The sequence below is a fragment of the Sphingobacterium paucimobilis HER1398 genome (genome assembly GCF_000416985.1).
GTDB lineage: Bacteria > Bacteroidota > Bacteroidia > Sphingobacteriales > Sphingobacteriaceae > Sphingobacterium > Sphingobacterium paucimobilis.
This window is the reverse complement of the sequence record NZ_ATDL01000012.1, coordinates 125,220-142,285: the sequence shown is the minus strand read 5'-3', so window position 1 is coordinate 142,285 and position 17,066 is coordinate 125,220. Positions and strand designations below refer to the sequence as shown.

The window sequence follows — 17,066 nt, the reverse complement described above, 5'->3', positions numbered from 1 at the left end:
ATAAAGGGCAACCTTAATTGTGTAAGGTTGCCCATTGTCATTATTAAATTCCCATTTCTTTTAATATGAACTGGGCGTTGTCTATTTTATCCGCGACCCAAAGAACATAACGGATATCGACACCTATCGATCTGCTGTAACTTTCATTCCACGCAAAATCATTGATGGTCGCATCATACGAGCGATCAAAGTTGACACCAATAAGCTCGCCGTAAGCATTCATAATAGGGGAGCCCGAGTTGCCACCGGTGGTATCCATATTATAAAGGATGTTTACAGGGACATCTCCAAGATCAGCTTTGCTATAAGCGCCAAAATTTTTGCTTAGCCAAGCTTGTTTGATCACTTCTGGATACTGGAACTCGGCATCGCCTGAACTGCCTTTCTCGATGAGGCCTTTTACTGTCGTGAATGGCTTCATATAGGTAGCATCTACGGGGCTGTATCCCTTTATGTTTCCATAAGTCAATCGTAGTGTAGAGTTGGCATCGGGAATGAAGTTTTTCGATTGGTAAACTTCCTTTACAGCGACATAATCTCCCATGAGTCTATTCAGTACACCTTCACGGCGTTTTTGTTCTTCGTGGAATGGTTCGATTTCTTTCTCAACGTGTTGTTGGAAAACAAGCAGTTCGTCTCTATAGGCAATGAGACTGCTTACGTTTTTGAGGACTTCATTATATAAGGTCTCTTTGTTGCTCAGCTTTGATTGGCGTATAGCATCTTTAATATAAGCTGCAGCACGATCACTGTCTGCAAATTTTTTACTAACCAAAGCCTGCACTTGATTTTTATCCTTAAATAGATATGCTTGAGCAAACATATGGCCAGCTATCGCTTCATCTGCTTGCTTGTTGTAACTTTCGTACAAGCCATCGAGCTGCTGTTTGAAACGTGCTACATTCTGTTCGAAGAATTGTTGTTTACTGGAAGAGCCTCCTTGTTTATCCAGAATATCCTTAAAATCATTGACCAGCGACGCAATTTGAAGACTTCGGATACCTGAATAAAGGTTATTGAACCATAATTCGCGTTCTGCATCACTAAATACCAGTTTGTAATGCTGTTCGATATCGGCCATTAAACCTGCATATTTGGCATTTAATTCCGGCTTGGATGCTATAAATTGTTCCAAAGCGAGGTCTTCTTGTTGTTTGCTTTGGATAAGGTCAATATTACGTAATCCTTTGAGCTTTCCCCGGTAATTCTTCATCACGTTGGCATTACGTTTGATTCTGGTGGCTAAGGCCAGCTCTGTTGCCTTATCATTTTTTCCGGCCGATAACATTTGCTGATTCTGAAAATCATACAGCTCGGATGTATAGGGCAGTAAAAATTTTTGTTGGTAGGTAATGTATTGTGCCGGTCGGTGTCTGAAGGTCCTTCCTGGATAACCTAAAATGAAAACAAAATCATTTTCTTCTACCCCTTTTGGATTTACCTTCAAGTGTTTTTTAGGTTGATAGGGGACGTTCTTTTTTGAGTATTTGGCCGAACTTCCGTCAGGTGCCACATAAGCTCTTAAGAATGAAAAATCACCTGTATGTCTAGGCCATACCCAGTTATCTGTTTCTCCTCCAAATTCTCCAATGTCTTGTCTGGGAATATACACCAGTCTGACATCTTCTATCGTCCGGTAGCGGAATAATACATAGCTCTTTCCGATAAACATTTCGGAAACCTCTGCTTTGATGGAGGCATCTTCATTTTCGGCTTGGCGAGCTATTTCTTTCCGTTTTCTATTGATAATATTGATGCGCTCGATAGGATCGTTGACCTGAGCTACTGCATCTAATATCTGTGCTGATACATCTTCGTAAGATTCGGTAATTCGGATCGTGAGCCCTCTAGCTTCTATTTCTTGTTCCTGCGAATTGGCCACAAATCCATTCTGTAAATAATTATGTTGTGGGCTGGAGGCTAACTGTACGGCACTGAATGCACAGTGATGATTGGTAACAATTAGTCCATTGGGTGATATAAAAGAACCTGAACAGCCTGACACCTGGACCAAAGCATCCACCAAGCCTACCTGACCAGGATTGTAAATGTCCTTTTCACCGATTTTTAACCCCGCTTTTTTTAGTCCTGCTCTATTCAGCTCGCTCAGCGGAAACATCCCCTCGTCCGGTACGGAAGCCGAAAAGTTGAATGTTCCTAACCCCAATAGAGCGGCTAATAAAATGGAGGACTTAAAATTGTACTTCATATGATCACTATTTTATGGTATTATATTCTTTTTGTTGTATACTGTCATGCTGTGAGAATAAGTTAAGCTGATCAGGCTATGGATTATCTCACGGCTTTTTCAAAAATACTAAATTCTTACCTTTATATAGCTCATTTCTTATCTTTGTATAGTTAAAACTTATAAGATGACTTTAGTTCAATTGGAATATGTTATTGCTGTAGATACGTACCGGAGTTTCGTTGCAGCTGCCGAAAAGTGTTTTGTGACCCAACCTACCTTGAGTATGCAGATCCAAAAGTTAGAAGAGTCATTAGGGGTGAAGATCTTTGACCGTAGCAGGCAACCTGTCGTTCCTACAGAAGTAGGAAAAAGAATAATCAAGCAGGCCCGTGCAGTGCTTATGGAAAGCAGGAAGATAGCGGAGATTTTGCAGGAAACCAAGGGAGAGTTAGAGGGGGACTTTAAGATTGGGGTTATACCTACTGTTGCGCCTTATCTTTTGCCTGGTGTGATTACTTCTTTTTTAAAAAAGTACCCGAAGGTACAACTTCAGGTGTGGGAGTATACGACAGAGAGAATTATTCAAGAGCTTAAGGCCGGTGAACTTGACTGTGGAATTTTGTCTACCCCTTTATTGGACAATGCGATTCTGGAAACTCCTTTGTTTTACGAAACTTTTGTTGCCTATGTGTCTGACAAGAGCGCACTATTTGCCAAGAAAATGCTCAGTTATGATGATTTGTCCCAAGAGAAGCTATGGTTGCTCAATGAAGGGCATTGTATGCGGGGGCAGGTACTTAATATTTGTAATTATAAGCACAACCAGGGGGCCAATGGTACTTTTGAGTATAATACAGGAAGTGTGGATACATTAAAGCGTATGGTGGAAATCAATGATGGATTGACTATTTTGCCTGAATTGAGTATCTTGACCTACAATGAAGACCAGCTGGGCCATGTGCGTTATTTCAAATCACCGGAGCCGGTACGCGAAATAAGTATAGTCACGACACACAACTACGTGAAGAAGATGGCCGTGAGGGTATTGCGCGATGAAATTCTAGAGGCCATACCAGAACGTTTTAAATCGAATAAAAAGAAAGATATAATCGGGTTTAGTATCTAAAGGAACAGTTTATGAGAAGTAGATTTCTGAAGAGATTGGATAGGATCAACAAGTGGCGAATGGAAAGGCTTTCGAATCGAAACTTCCTGGTGATACTTGCTTTTTTAGTGGGATTGATTGGAGGGTTGGCCGCAGCTTTGCTTAAAGGGTTGACACATTTTATAGCATCTGCATTGCAGAATGATGTAGAATGGCATATTAAATATTCAATTTATTTTATTTTTCCGCTGATAGGTATATTGTTGAGCGTGCTGTATGTCCGTAAATTTCTAAAAGGCAAGAAATTTGAACACGGAATAACGCCTATCATCTATGCGATCTCTCGTCGCTCTAGTAGGATAGAGGTACACAATGTGTACTCGCAGATTGTGACGAGTGCCATTACGGTAGGTTTTGGGGGATCCTGTGGGTTGGAAGCACCTATCGCCCATAGCGGTTCGGCTATCGGTTCCAATGTTGCACGTTTCTTTGGGCTTAGTTATCGGGAGGTAACCATGTTGCTCGCTTGTGGAGCTGCTGCAGGTATATCGGGCGCATTTAACAGTCCTATAGCCGGGATGATTTTTGCGATAGAGATACTGCTTCCCGAATTTTCTATTCCTGCATTCATACCGCTACTGATCTCGTCTGCTTTGGCAGCCGTGGTATCAAGGCTCCTATATAGCGAGCCTCTGTTCCATACAGCTCTTACGGATTGGGAAGTCGGAGCTCTGTTTTTCTATTTTCTCCTAGCTCTTTTGATCGGGTTATTCACTGTTTATTTTTCAACGCTCAGTCAGCAGGTGAAGGTCTGGTTCTCCCGTATACAGAATCCTTACAACAAAGTTTGGACGAGTGGACTCGCTTTGGGGTTGTTGATTTTAGTATTTCCTGCCTTGTATGGTGAAGGGTATCTAACGATACAGCAGATTCTGGATGGACAGTTTGATTCCATCGTGAAAAACAGTTTGTTTTCGGATTACAGGAATTTAGGTTGGGTCGTTGTATGTTATACTGTATTGACATTATTTGCTAAGTCTCTTGCGTCGTTATTTACGATAAGTGGGGGAGGTAATGGGGGCGTCTTTGGCCCCAGTCTCGTCATGGGCGGATTACTGGGCTTTGCATTTGCCTATGGGGTCAATCTGAGTGGTATTATCGAATTAAATGTGCCTAATTTTGTCATGGCTGGTATGGCCGGTGCTTTGAGCGGTATCATGCATGCGCCCTTGACCGGTATATTCCTGATTGCTGAAATTACAGGAGGCTACGCATTGATGGTTCCTCTAATGATTGTTGCTTCCATATCCTATTTGATAAATAGGACGGTGATGAAACATTCTATTTACACGAAGGTGCTTGCCGAATCTGGTGATTTGCTATCCTATGAAGACAAAGACCGAACGGTGCTGAGTATGATGAAGCTTCGGTATGTGATAGAACAGAATTTTATTTTATTAAAGCCAGAAGAAACACCTCTGGACAGAAAATCGGATATTATTCACTCCAAAAGGAATATCTTTCCGATTATCGATGAGGAGCGCAAGCTGTTAGGGATTATATACAGTGAGCGGCTGTTTTCTATTTTACTTGGAGAGGAAGAGGGTGCAGAGCGGTCTTTTGCCTCGTTGGCCCAAAAACCTATAGACATTATCCAAGAGAATGAGGAGATGGAACGTGTTATGCAAAAGATGAATAAAGATGATGTCTGGATATTGCCTGTGGTGGACAGCGAAGGTAGGTACCTTGGTTTTATTTCTAAGGCTGCGGTATTTAATAAGTACAGAGCCTTACTGATGCGTCAAGGTGCATATCTTGAATAAAAAAATAATGGCTCTTAGTTTCTAAGAGCCATTATTTTAGCTATATATTTGCCTACGATGTCAAACTCTAGATTGACAGGTGTGCCGACCTCTACCTGTTTTAAATTTGTATGTTCTATCGTATAGGGGATAATCGCTACTGAGAACCGATCTTCACGAGAGTCCACTACAGTCAGGCTGATGCCATTTACCGTGATAGATCCTTTTTCGACTGTGATATTATTAGAAGCAGCATTGTATTGAAAAGTGAACAGCCAACTTCCGTCTTGATTCTCTTTGGCGATACATATCGCTGTCTGATCTACGTGTCCCTGTACGATATGTCCGTCAAATCTGCCATTGGCGGGTGTGCAACGCTCTAAATTAACGAGCTGACCTTTCTGCAGAAGTCCTAAATTTGTTTTTTGGAGTGTTTCGTCGATCGCTGTGACTTTGTGTGTATTGCCGTCTATACCTACCACCGTAAGACATACCCCATTGTGGGAGATACTTTGATCTATTTTCAATTCGGAAGATATCTCCGAGTCTACATAAATATGAAGATTTGTTTGATCCCGTTCCAATTTTGTAACGGTTCCTAATGTTTCGATAATGCCAGTAAACATATATTGATAAACTAAAGATGTATAGCAAAAGTAGGGAAATGTAAACTTATAAACAACCTTTTGGGAGAGAGGGGCTCTTTTTAGTCTGAGCAAAAAATGAGATAAAAAGCAATTTATTTTTATTTGTGTAAATAATACACTAACTTTAACTAATTCCTTAAGGGAACTGGATAATTGGGGTTTTCTGTTCCTTGTTTTTTTCTTATTAGTAAATTATTTCGTTGAATATCAAGGTTTTAGGTATTCTTGTGTTCTTTTGTTTCAAAAATGTTTGGAATGGATGGAGAATATGTGTTACCTTTGGTTAGGTTTAGGTTGATTGCCTCGTCTAGAGGTTAAATTTTAAAGCCTGGGAAGTCGCCTGATTCTCCCAGGCTTTTTTCGTTTTAAACCTAGTTTCTCTGTCTGCCTATCCTTTCTACTATTTGATAGTGTAGTCGGTCGCAATTAAGATGGAAAGTAAATAGAGTGATTATAAATGGGTTATATGGCCATTTGATAATGATTGCTAAAAAAAGTTTTAGTTTCACATAAAAGTTATATTTTTGCGGAACGTCTCCGTAGTTTAATGGATAGAATTTCAGATTCCGGTTCTGACGATGTGGGTTCGACTCCCGCCGGGGACACAAAACAAAAAGAGCATTTGATAGTTATCAAATGCTCTTTTTTAGTTACTGTGGGAATTTCAATTAGTGGCTATGTCCGGCTTCTACAAAATGGAGCTGGAATTTAAGATCTAAATCATTAGCACCTGTAAAGGACGTGAAGTTACTGTTGTTCCAATCTTTCTTAGGATCAATGGTCTCTTTCACTTTAGGATTGAGGTGGCGCATGATATAGCGTGTAGTAAAGGTGCTTGACTCCTTTAGCACAGTTATGTAGCCCACTACACCTACTTTTACTTTTGTCCCATCTTCTTTCTTGTCGCTATAGGTGACATATACACTTCCATCAGGTATACCTAAGATGAAAGCAAAGTGATGGTCTTCTTTCTCGATAAATGACTGCTGCGTTTCGCGGCCTGCAAAATCTTTGATGATGACATTAAAACGGTAAGACTTACCTACTTCCAGATGTGTGTGTGCACCAGCAGGAGGCAGCATTTGGCTCCCCGTAAAATCTATTTTTTCTATGGTAGGATTTTCTATCTCTGAATAATGATAATGGTCTCCATGTGCTTCTGCTGCCACTTCAGTAAACGTAATAGAAGCAGACCCAACCTCTTCTTGGTCTGTTTCGGGGGTAGGTTCGTCTTTTTTACAAGATGAGAAGGCTAAAACAGCTATAAACAGTATGGTTATGTATTTTTTCATGTGAATAAATTGTTAAAATGTAAAATTGATTTTTATGGAAATATTTCGCCCTAAGGCGTGAGCATAATATCTAAACCGGTCCATATAGTCTTTATAAGCCTCGTTAAAGACATTCTCTACGGCAAATTGAAAATCAGCGGTATGCTCTTTGTTGAATTTTATCGATGAAGCTACAACAGCGTCAAAAAGATGATATGCTGATGGCGGTGATGCAAAGTCCGAATTGGGTTCGTACCGATGCTGTTTGGCTTGATAGTGATGTTTGATCTTGATGTAATCCAACACCTTGCCGGATGTAAAATGATAACTCAACGAATGCTGTAGTTTTGTGGCTGGGATGTTCGGAAGAAATTCCTTTTTAGTGACGTTCTTGGCCTGCACTATAGATAGGTTAAAGCCATAATCTATATTTTGATTCAAATGTGCTGTTGCAGACAAGTCTGCACCATAGAAGAATGCCCGATCCTGTTGGTATTGAAACAATGGAAATGTCCCTCTTATCGTTTGACGAGTGGAGTCTGGTACAGGCTGGCTATAGATATAGTTATCTATCAATTGTGCAAATACATCAATATTTCCCGTGATGGACCCTTTGCTTACTAAAATCGAGTTTACCCATTTGTATCCCCTCTCACTTTTCAGGTGCTGATCTCCAACCTCATAGGTACCGGTACCGTGATGTATACCATCGCTGTATAGCTCATTGGCAGAAGGCGCTCGCCATGCGAGCCCTAGATTCGTCTTCCATGTAAAAGTAGGATTGATCCGGTAGCTAAAGCCTGTTATGCCAGATACATTATGAAAGTGCTTTTGATCCGTCAATAAATATTGAGGGATTGAGCCATCAGCATTCGTCTCCGCATAGTTGTATCGATACCCTGCGGCATCGAAAAACTTATAGTCATATCGTGCTCCAATTTCGAAGAGATAACTGTTGAACGGGATTTTGTAGCTTACGAACGTTCCTAGACTATGATTTTCAAAGTTTGGAATAATTGGAGTTGATCCCGTTCCCGGTACATTGTTGTTGACCTGTAGACTTCCTGTAACACCAGTCATTAGCGCAGCATTACGGTATACAAATCCCAGTTCGTGCGTGTTCAAAAGCATATCGGCCATAGGTACATCGTTTTCTGCCACTCGACGCAGGTCATATTCTCGTCTGTGATTGCGTTGCATGCTATACTGCGCTTGCACATACTTTCTGTCACCTAGGTCATACTGATACTCCAGTTTGGCCAACTGATGGGTCACCCGTTGTTTGGGAGCAGCTATCTGGTATGAAAAATCATATTCTTCAAATGGCCTTCCGTTTTCGATACGGGCAAGGATATCTTCTTTGGAACCAATATGGGCACCCTGGAAGACACCTAATGTATTTCCGAAATGACTAAGGTAGAGGTCGACCGTATTTTTGCCTTTTTTGTATTTCATGAAGAGATTTCCATGGAGATCTTCATTACCTGTATTACCTAGGTAATAGGAGGATGATTTTAGATTACCATGTTTACCTGTGGTGATGCCTGCACGGTACGATAAGTTTCCCGTTGTGCCTTCAAGTTTACTGTTGACAAGGATTCCTCTTCCATTGCTGTTGAACACGGCAGCACTACTGCTTTTGGCTTTTCGTTCAGGATCGATAGGAGCAGGTGCAATCTGGATAACACCACCTATGGCATCCGGGCCGAAACGCACGGCATCAGAACTCTTAATCACCGTGATCTCCTCTGCAGCGAATGGATCTATCTCTGGAGCATGATCCGTTCCCCACTGTTGACTTTCATGGCGTACACCATGATTAAGCAACAGTAATCTACTGCCATAGAGTCCGTTGATTACAGGCTTCCCATTGTTAGCTCCTGTTTTCAGGATGTTCACACCTGCTACTTCGCTCAATACACCTGCAAGGTTTTTACCTTGGCTTTCCTTACGTTGCTGCTGAGTAAGTCTAGTTGAGTTTTTGATGTCAATATCTTTAGCATGAGCTGTTACCATTACTTCTGAAAGACGTCGTGTGGTGCGTTCCATCCTAATCGTTAATGTTGTATCATGTTCCAGTTTGATATGAACGGTTTTCTTGTCGTAATCACCATGTATTACGGCAATAGAAGAAGTGCCCTTGCATACCTTTTTAAAATAATACAGTTCATTTTTGTATTCTTTAGGATGAACCTTGCCGTTTAAAATCACATCAGCGGCAGGGATCACTTGAAGGCTGCTTGCATCGATTACTTTTATTTTAAGCAGGAGCTCACAGCTCTGCCCATAGGCCCATATATGCATACACACCACCCACTGTACAATTAAAACTATAATTGTCTTCATAAAACACATTTGTTGTAGAATCATCACAGGATGTCCATGTATCTAAATCATCTTTAGAAAATCATTTAATCCAGTTGTAAGAAAGAAGATTTTGATAAAAAATCAAACAGCTGTCCTAGCTATATTGACGTTCTAAAAGGGGAGGGCCTCTGTTTGGGTTAGAACGAGGCTTAAGTATGACGATATCCGGATGGATAACTATGCTATACGTTGCGTAAAAGACAGAAGGTGTATACTCCAATTGTAATGGGATGCAAGGAGCAATTGCATGGGGAAGATATATGTAATAACAGATAGCACAGTCATCGTGAGCTTGTGCTGCATCTGTATGTTGACAGGAGCTTCCTTCCACTTCGTGGCAATCTTCATGTTGGTGCAGGAGCAAACTTCCTGAAACCCATAGGTGGGTTATCGCAAAAAGTAAGGCAACTGTTTTAATAAAGATGTGCATTGCCTACAAAGATAGATCTATTGCATCAATGTTGCAAATTTAAATACACTTTGTTGCATTCGTTTACGAACGTGGGTGAAACTGTGTAATAACGGACTGAAGGTAGTCTTTATCGATGTGGGTATAGATTTCTGTGGTAGTTATGCTTTCATGGCCCAGCATATCTTGGACAGCTCTGAGATCAGCACCGCCTTCTACGAGATGTGAGGCAAAACTATGGCGAAATGTGTGAGGACTTATCTGCTTCTTCAGACCAATGTGGCTGGCCAGGTCCTTGATGATGATAAAAATCATAACCCGTGACAATGCGGCACCTCGGCGGTTCAGAAATACCATATCTTCATGCCCTGCTTTGATATTCTGGTGATTCCGTACGTCTTGTAGGTATATTTTAAGATACTTTATGGCTTGACTGCCGATCGGGACCAAGCGTTCTTTAGACCCTTTGCCTTCAATTTTTATAAAATCAATATCGAGGAATAGATTGGACACTTTGAGGTTGACGAGCTCGGAGACACGAAGACCACAGCCGTAGAGCACTTCCAGTATAGCTTTATTGCGTGTTCCCTCGGGGGTGGACAGATCTATAGCTCCGATGAGGGCATCGATTTCTTCTATATGTAGTACATCCGGTATTTTTCGTTCCAATCGGGGTGTCTCGATGAGTTCGATAGGATTGGGATCCAACTCATGTTCGATCTGCAGGTAATTAAAATAAGCCTTGAGGCCTGAAATCAATCGGGCTTGTGTAAAGGTGGATATGGCAAATCCACTCATCCATACTAGGAATTCTTGAATATGGCGAGCGGACAAGTCTTTGATCCCCAAACCGCGATCTTCACTGTATACTCTGAGTTTTTGCACATCGTTTAGATAAGCGGATATGGAATTCTTGGATAAGTTACGCTCAAATTCCAAGTATCTTTTAAAATCGTCCAATGTAGTATTCCAGTCCATACACAAAATTATATATTGTAATTTTATTATTGCTTAATATGTTTAATAATTTTTTAGTGTTAAATTGGCAATTAAATTAAAAACATTAGACTTAATGAGATTTTTAAAGCCCTTAGCTGTAGCATTTCTTTTACCTGCTACTTTTGCATCAGTCGATGCATCGACATATGTTTCTACGTTATCGAGCGAAGCAAAAATAGTTTTAGCGCAAGATACATTAAAATGGGATCAAAAATTACCTTTTGATCAGAATGTCACTGTTGGTCAGTTGAAAAATGGATTTAAATACTATATCCTAAAAAATTCGGAACCAGAAAAGCGTGTTACGATGTACCTTGGGGTGAAAGTGGGATCTATTTTAGAAACCGAGGAAGAGCGTGGTCTCGCACACTTTTTGGAGCACATGAACTTCAATGGGTTGAAGCATTTTCCTAAAAATGATTTAGTTAATTATTTACAAAAAGCGGGAGTCCGTTTTGGTTCTGATCTGAATGCCTATACCAGTTTTGAAGAGACAATCTATCAATTGCCCATTCCTTCTGATGATCCGGAGTTGTTGAAAAACGGATTACAGGTGATGCGTGATTGGGCACAAGACGCTTTGTTGACTACAGAGGAGATCAACAAGGAGCGAGGCATCATTATGGAAGAAATGCGAGGCGGTAGAGGTGCTTCTCAACGCATGCAGGAACAATTTCTGCCTGTTTTACTGAATGGTTCCTTATATGCGGAGCGTTTACCCATCGGTACTGAGAATGTCGTGATGAATTTTGATCCAAAGTTGATTCGTGATTTTCATGCAAGATGGTACCGTCCGGATCTACAGTCGATTATTATCGTAGGAGATATTGATACTGAAGCTATGGAAAAAGAAGTAATCCGACTTTTCTCGGACATGAAAACTCATGAAAATCCGGCTAAGCGTACAGAACATTCCGTGCCATTGTTGAACAAAAATCAGTTTTTGGTCGTGACAGATCCAGAGATGCCTTCTACAGTTGGGCAGATTATCGTTAAACATCCCGAAGAAAAAGTGAGTACCGTAGGCGACTATAGAACTTCTTTAATGAAGAGCTTGTTCAATAATATGATCGGTGCTCGTCTAAGGGAGATCGCTCAACAGCCTAATCCACCATTTTTACAATCCGGCATAAGTATCAGTTCTCTTTTTGGAGGATTAGATAATCTATCGATATCTTTTGCAGCCAAGCCTGGTATGTTTGAAGAGGGGTTGAAAGCCACTATGCGGGAGCTGGAACGTTTCCAACAATATGGATTTACAGAAACTGAGTTTAAAAGGACACTTGCTGCTTTCGAGAAGAGTAATGAAGCATCCTATAAAGAGCGTGACAAGAAAAAGTCAGATGCTTATGTAAAAGCTTACTTGCAACATTTTCTAAATGACGCACCAGCGCTTAGTAATGAAGATCGTTACCAAATCACCAAACAGTTACTGCCGACGTTGACTTTAAAAGAGGTTGAAGCGGTTGGTAGACGTTTCTATGGGGATACCAATAGAGATGTTATTATTATGGGACCCGAGAAAGACAAAGCAAGTCTTCCTCAAGAAGCACAGGTTACAGCTTGGTTAAATGAAGTAAAACAGGAACAGTTGACGGCGTATGAAGACAAAGTTTCGGAATTACCGTTATTGGCCAAACAGCCAGTTAAAGGAAGTATTAAAACAACAAAAGAAATAGCTGAAATTCAAACTAAAGAATTGATCTTAAGCAACGGTATTAAGGTATTATTAAAACCTACGACGTTCAAAAATGATCAAATATTGATATCGGCATTCAGTCCGGGAGGTACTTCGCTGTATAGTGATGCGGAATATTTGACGGCATCAAATGCTGCTGCTTTTGTCAACGGCTCCGGTTTAGGGCAGTTGAATTCAGTCGAGTTAAGGAAGTATTTAACAGGAAAGAATGTAAATGTATCTCCTTACTTGTCAGAGCGTTCTGAGGGATTATCTGGGTCTTCGGACAAAGAGGGTTTAAAGACCGCTTTTGAAATGATTTACGGTTATTTTACAGCACCACGTCTAGATGATGATATTTTCCAAAGTGGTATAGCACGCACGCTATCTTCTATGGAAAATAGAGAGGATGATCCTAATTTTGTGTTCTCAGACGTTAAGACCAAAGCACTTTATAAAGATAATGTGCGTCGTACGATTCCTACAGCGGAGCAGATCAAAGGGATAAATCAAAAGCGGGCATTAGAAATTTACAAAGAGCGCTTTGCTGATGCTTCTGATTTTACATTTACGATCGTAGGTTCTTTTACAGAAGACGAAATAAAGCCTTACCTAGAGACTTATCTTGCTTCACTGCCAAACCTGGGAAGAAAAGAGCAGGCGAAAGACTTGGGTATTGTCGAGCCAGCTAAAGGTATAGAGAAGATCGTTCGTAAAGGGAAAGAAGCGAAGGCCCAAGTGCAGATGTCTTATTATGGAGATTATGATTATTCGGAAAAAGAAAATCTAAATCTGGATGCTCTTGAAGGCGTATTGTCCATCAGGTTATTAGAACGCCTGCGTGAAGAGGAAAGTGGCGTTTACGGTACAGGGGCCAGTGCATCCTCAAGTAAATATCCAAGAGGACGTTATAGCTTTAACATTGGCTTTGGAACCAGTGTAGATAAATACGAGTCGCTGATGAATTCGGCAGTTGACGAAGTCAATAAGGTAAAAGCCAATGGGCCAAGTCAAATTGATTTGGATAAGTTTGTGATCGAACAGAAACGTCAGTTGGAACTGCAATTGAGAGAAAATGGATTCTGGTTGGGACAGATCTCAGGAGCTTATCAGCTTCAGGAAGATCCTACTTATGTACTTCGTTATTTAGATGAGTTAAATAAAGTGTCTATCCAATCTGTAAAAGAGGTCGCCAATAAATATTTGAAATCCGATCGTCTTTTCAAATTTATTTTATTGCCTGAGGAGCAGTCCAAATAAAATAAAATTTATATTCATACAACGAGGCCCCCGATATATCGGGGGCCTCGTTGTATGAATATCCTGTTGATGTTAATTGTCTTGTTCGTACAAGAATACTTTACGTTGATGCTTCCAATCTTGGATGTATGCAGCGGCCAATTTTTCCTGTATCGGCTCGTCAATGTTCAAATATTCAAACATAGCTAAACTGCAAATGTACTTGACGAAGTCCTGGCTTTTGTGTATCAGGTTTTTGCTAAAAGTTAGCGTGCTTTTTTCTACACTTATCGTGTAATAGCTTTTGGACAATTTTCTTACAGCTATCTCCTTTACTAATATATTCAATCTTTCTTCCCAGAATCCAACATGTCGGTTGATTTCTTGTATCAAGAGCGTTTCGGTCAGTGCGACTGTGGCGCTCTTACTACGTGGGGGAGCCGCGACATAGACACATTTGCCATTGATGTATGGGGATGTTATTCCTTTTTTGGAGACAATAGAGAACGAGGTTCCAAATAGATGGATAGATGCTGTTGAGGAGTGGGCGCTAGAATTGCTTATCGTCAATTTATCAAAAGGCTTGCCCTTCAGATAAGAGATCAGCTCATCCTGTGGCAGCCTCGCCCCAGCCATAATATAGGTGACCCCATCTTGATGCTGGATAAAGGTGATTCCCTTTTCCTGTTCACTTATGCTGATATGGTAGCTTTCTCCGTCCAGTTCTATATACATTATAAAATCGTTACCTGATAATTTAGCTGTGATTTGTTATGTTTGCATAGATATAAGCCGATTACGGTTATACCGCTACAAATGTAGTGAACACAATCTGATATCACCTTGTTTGTTCATTGGCAATTGACGCTGGTATATTCGAATATGCTTAATTCAAGATACTAAATAACAATTTTAATGAAGAAACTAATTGTACTTACCGCGGTTATGGCTGGAGCTATGGCAACATTTGCACAGCAGCATCAGGCCATAGACCTTTCTCTGATGGACAAAAGTGTCAGACCTCAGGACGATTTCTACAACTATGTCAATGGTAATTGGATGAAATCGGTAGAAATCCCTTCCGACAAAGCGCGCTGGGGCTCTTTTGATGAGTTGCGTGAAAATACAGACGTTGCTGTTTTGAATATTTTAAAAGGTTCTTTGAATACGACCTTTGAAAAGGGAAGCGATGGACAGAAAATTGCTGATCTCTACAAGTCATATATTGATTTTGATGCACGTAATAAGCGCGGCCTACAACCGATTCAGGAGCAGCTCAAAAAGATCGATGATATCAAGAACCTAAATGATCTAGCCGCTTATTTTTCTATCTATGGTAAAGAAGGGGGCAATCCGTTCTATGGAGGGTATGTTAGTGCTCATATGAAAAATTCGAGCGTTAATGCCGTATACCTAGGTGGTGGTGGCCTTGGTCTAGGTCGGTCTTATTATCAAAAGGTAGATGAAAAGAATACACAGACACTAGGTGATTATGCAAATTATATTTCGACGTTGTACAGTAAAGTGGATCAACGGACGCGCGATCTGAAAGGACCAAAAGTCGTGGCATTTGAAAAAAATATTGCCTCCTATCTGAAGACTATCGAGGAATCTCGTGATGCACAAAAACGCTACAATCCTGTTGCTGTTAAGGATTTAGGCAAAATGGTGAAAAATGTAGATGTTGCACAATATTTGACTAATATGGGCTTTCAAGCAGATACTGTTATCATCGGAGAGTTGAAATATTTTCAAAACTTAGATAAAATCGTCAACGAAAAAAATGTTCCTGTGATTAAAGAGTACTTGAAGTTTCATGTAATGAATGATGCGACAGCGTATTTGACACAAGATCTGGATGAGTTGGCTTTTGATTTCTTTGGACGTAAACTAAAGGGGCAAAAGGAGCAACGTGCATTGGATAAGAGGGGATTAGAGTTTGTTAATGAAACCGTAGGCGAATTATTAGGAAAATTGTATGTCAAAGAGCATTTTCCAGAAGATGCAAAGGCAGCTTGTGAGGAATTGGTTGGTTATTTGATCAAATCCTTTGAAGTTCACATCAATGATCTGGCTTGGATGTCTCCTGTTACCAAACAGAAAGCGCTGGAAAAATTGGCTAAGTTTAATGTGAAGATAGGCTATCCAGATAAATGGAAAGACTATTCTAAAATGGCCGTTGGCTCTTCACTTCCGGATAATATCCGTAATATTCATATCTGGGCTTTTGAGCAGAATCTTGCCAAACAAGGCAAGCCTGTTGATAAGACAGAGTGGGGTATGAGCCCACAGACTGTCAATGCTTATTACAGCCCGTTGTATAATGAGATCGTGTTTCCTGCAGCGATTTTACAAAAACCTTTTTATGATTACAAGGCCGATGCTGCAGTCAACTTTGGAGGTATAGGTGCCGTTATCGGACACGAGCTGTCGCACGGTTTTGATGATTCCGGCGCACAGTATGATGGCAACGGTAATCTGAATAACTGGTGGACTGCCGAGGACAAGGCCAAGTTTGATGCTGCGGCAGATGCATTGGTGGCGCAATTCGAGTCTTATGAACCGGTACCAGGCATTTTTGTAAACGGTAGATTCACCTTAGGAGAGAATATCGGTGACTTAGGCGGTTCTTCCGTAGCTTTTGATGCGATGAAAATGTATTTAAAGGACAAAGGGAATCCAGGTAAAATTGATGGTTTTACGCCAGAGCAGCGATTTTTCTTGTCGTGGGCTACGATATGGAGAACCAAGACGACAGATGAGTTCGTGGTCAATCAAGTAAAAACAGATCCACATTCACCGGCGCAGTATCGTGCTTTTGGTCCCATCATCAACCTCAATGGATTTCACGAGGCTTGGGGTACTAAAGAGGGAGACAAAATGTATGTGCCCAAAGATAAGCGTATCATTATTTGGTAGTATACGTTCTGTTATGGAATAAATAACAGAGGCGATTCTTGTGGTAAGAATCGCCTCTGTTTATTTAAGTTTGTTGATAGCATCCTGCTCTTTGAGTTTGTCCACGTTGTTTTTGTCTCCAAACTCTTCTGTCTTTTGCTGGAAGTCTTCAAGTATTTCTCGGATAGCGTCAGCATTGTCGGATGTGCGTTGATAGATGTCAGGTACCTTAGACTCGATCATCTTATCACCAAGTTCTATATTGTCCACTTCGATTTTCCCAATCTTCTCCAACACCGCCTGTTGACTATGACGTAAGTCTTCCAGTTCGCGTGTTATTTTTTCCATCAACTCGAATTTTTTTAATTTATCCATAGCTCGTTTTCTATTGTTCTATAAATAGAACATATGATCCGATAAAAAGTTTGGTGCAAAAAAATCCCGATAAGCTTCTATTGCT

General features: G+C 40.6%; 12 protein-coding genes and 1 tRNA gene. 5 read left to right on the top strand and 8 right to left on the bottom strand.

What is annotated here, in order from left to right; genetic code table 11:
- Nucleotides 1–43 precede the first annotated feature (43 nt).
- On the bottom strand, nucleotides 44–2,209 hold the full coding sequence (locus M472_RS30965) for a S46 family peptidase (RefSeq protein WP_021069775.1): 2,166 nt from the start codon (nucleotides 2,207–2,209) through the stop codon (nucleotides 44–46).
- A gap of 166 nt (nucleotides 2,210–2,375) precedes the next feature.
- Here M472_RS30965 and M472_RS30960 point away from each other — a divergent pair, with 166 nt between their 5' ends.
- Both M472_RS30960 and M472_RS30955 read left to right on the top strand, forming a co-directional pair.
- Nucleotides 2,376–3,317, top strand: a complete 942-nt coding sequence (locus M472_RS30960) for a hydrogen peroxide-inducible genes activator (RefSeq protein ID WP_021069774.1) — start codon at nucleotides 2,376–2,378, stop codon at nucleotides 3,315–3,317.
- Between the two features lie 11 nt (nucleotides 3,318–3,328).
- Entirely contained in the window at nucleotides 3,329–5,119 is a 1,791-nt protein-coding gene (locus M472_RS30955) for a chloride channel protein (protein WP_022829304.1), read from the top strand.
- A gap of 14 nt (nucleotides 5,120–5,133) precedes the next feature.
- On the opposite strand, the gene M472_RS30950 is transcribed toward M472_RS30955, so the two are convergent.
- Entirely contained in the window at nucleotides 5,134–5,724 is a 591-nt protein-coding gene (locus tag M472_RS30950) for a riboflavin synthase (RefSeq protein ID WP_021069772.1), read from the bottom strand.
- A gap of 554 nt (nucleotides 5,725–6,278) precedes the next feature.
- Here M472_RS30950 and M472_RS30945 point away from each other — a divergent pair.
- Nucleotides 6,279–6,350 (top strand) — tRNA-Arg (locus M472_RS30945).
- A gap of 63 nt (nucleotides 6,351–6,413) precedes the next feature.
- On the opposite strand, the gene M472_RS30940 is transcribed toward M472_RS30945, so the two are convergent.
- The 4 genes from M472_RS30940 to xerD form a co-directional block, all read right to left on the bottom strand.
- Nucleotides 6,414–7,037, bottom strand: coding sequence for a hypothetical protein (locus M472_RS30940; RefSeq protein WP_021069771.1), 624 nt, complete (start codon nucleotides 7,035–7,037; stop codon nucleotides 6,414–6,416).
- A gap of 12 nt (nucleotides 7,038–7,049) precedes the next feature.
- Nucleotides 7,050–9,362 carry a TonB-dependent receptor gene (locus M472_RS30935; protein ID WP_158499892.1) on the bottom strand — a complete coding sequence of 771 codons (2,313 nt, stop codon included), beginning with the start codon at nucleotides 9,360–9,362 and terminating at the stop codon, nucleotides 7,050–7,052.
- A 198-nt stretch (nucleotides 9,363–9,560) separates the two neighbouring features.
- Complete coding sequence (locus tag M472_RS45430) at nucleotides 9,561–9,731, bottom strand: hypothetical protein (RefSeq protein WP_021069769.1); 171 nt, start codon at nucleotides 9,729–9,731, stop codon at nucleotides 9,561–9,563.
- Between the two features lie 145 nt (nucleotides 9,732–9,876).
- Nucleotides 9,877–10,770, bottom strand: a complete 894-nt coding sequence (xerD, locus tag M472_RS30930) for a site-specific tyrosine recombinase XerD (protein ID WP_021069768.1) — start codon at nucleotides 10,768–10,770, stop codon at nucleotides 9,877–9,879.
- Between the two features lie 94 nt (nucleotides 10,771–10,864).
- Between xerD and M472_RS30925 the strand changes: the two genes are divergently transcribed.
- Nucleotides 10,865–13,729: a M16 family metallopeptidase gene (locus M472_RS30925; RefSeq protein ID WP_021069767.1), complete on the top strand. Its 2,865-nt coding sequence runs from the start codon at nucleotides 10,865–10,867 to the stop codon at nucleotides 13,727–13,729.
- A gap of 72 nt (nucleotides 13,730–13,801) precedes the next feature.
- Here the strand turns inward: M472_RS30925 and M472_RS30920 are convergent, their stop codons facing one another.
- Entirely contained in the window at nucleotides 13,802–14,443 is a 642-nt protein-coding gene (locus tag M472_RS30920; RefSeq protein WP_021069766.1) for a hypothetical protein, read from the bottom strand.
- A 180-nt stretch (nucleotides 14,444–14,623) separates the two neighbouring features.
- Here M472_RS30920 and M472_RS30915 point away from each other — a divergent pair, with 180 nt between their 5' ends.
- Nucleotides 14,624–16,627, top strand: coding sequence for a M13 family metallopeptidase (locus M472_RS30915; RefSeq protein ID WP_031301547.1), 2,004 nt, complete (start codon nucleotides 14,624–14,626; stop codon nucleotides 16,625–16,627).
- A gap of 60 nt (nucleotides 16,628–16,687) precedes the next feature.
- Here the strand turns inward: M472_RS30915 and M472_RS30910 are convergent, their stop codons facing one another.
- Nucleotides 16,688–16,981, bottom strand: a complete 294-nt coding sequence (locus M472_RS30910; protein WP_021069764.1) for a hypothetical protein — start codon at nucleotides 16,979–16,981, stop codon at nucleotides 16,688–16,690.
- Nucleotides 16,982–17,066 lie beyond the last annotated feature (85 nt).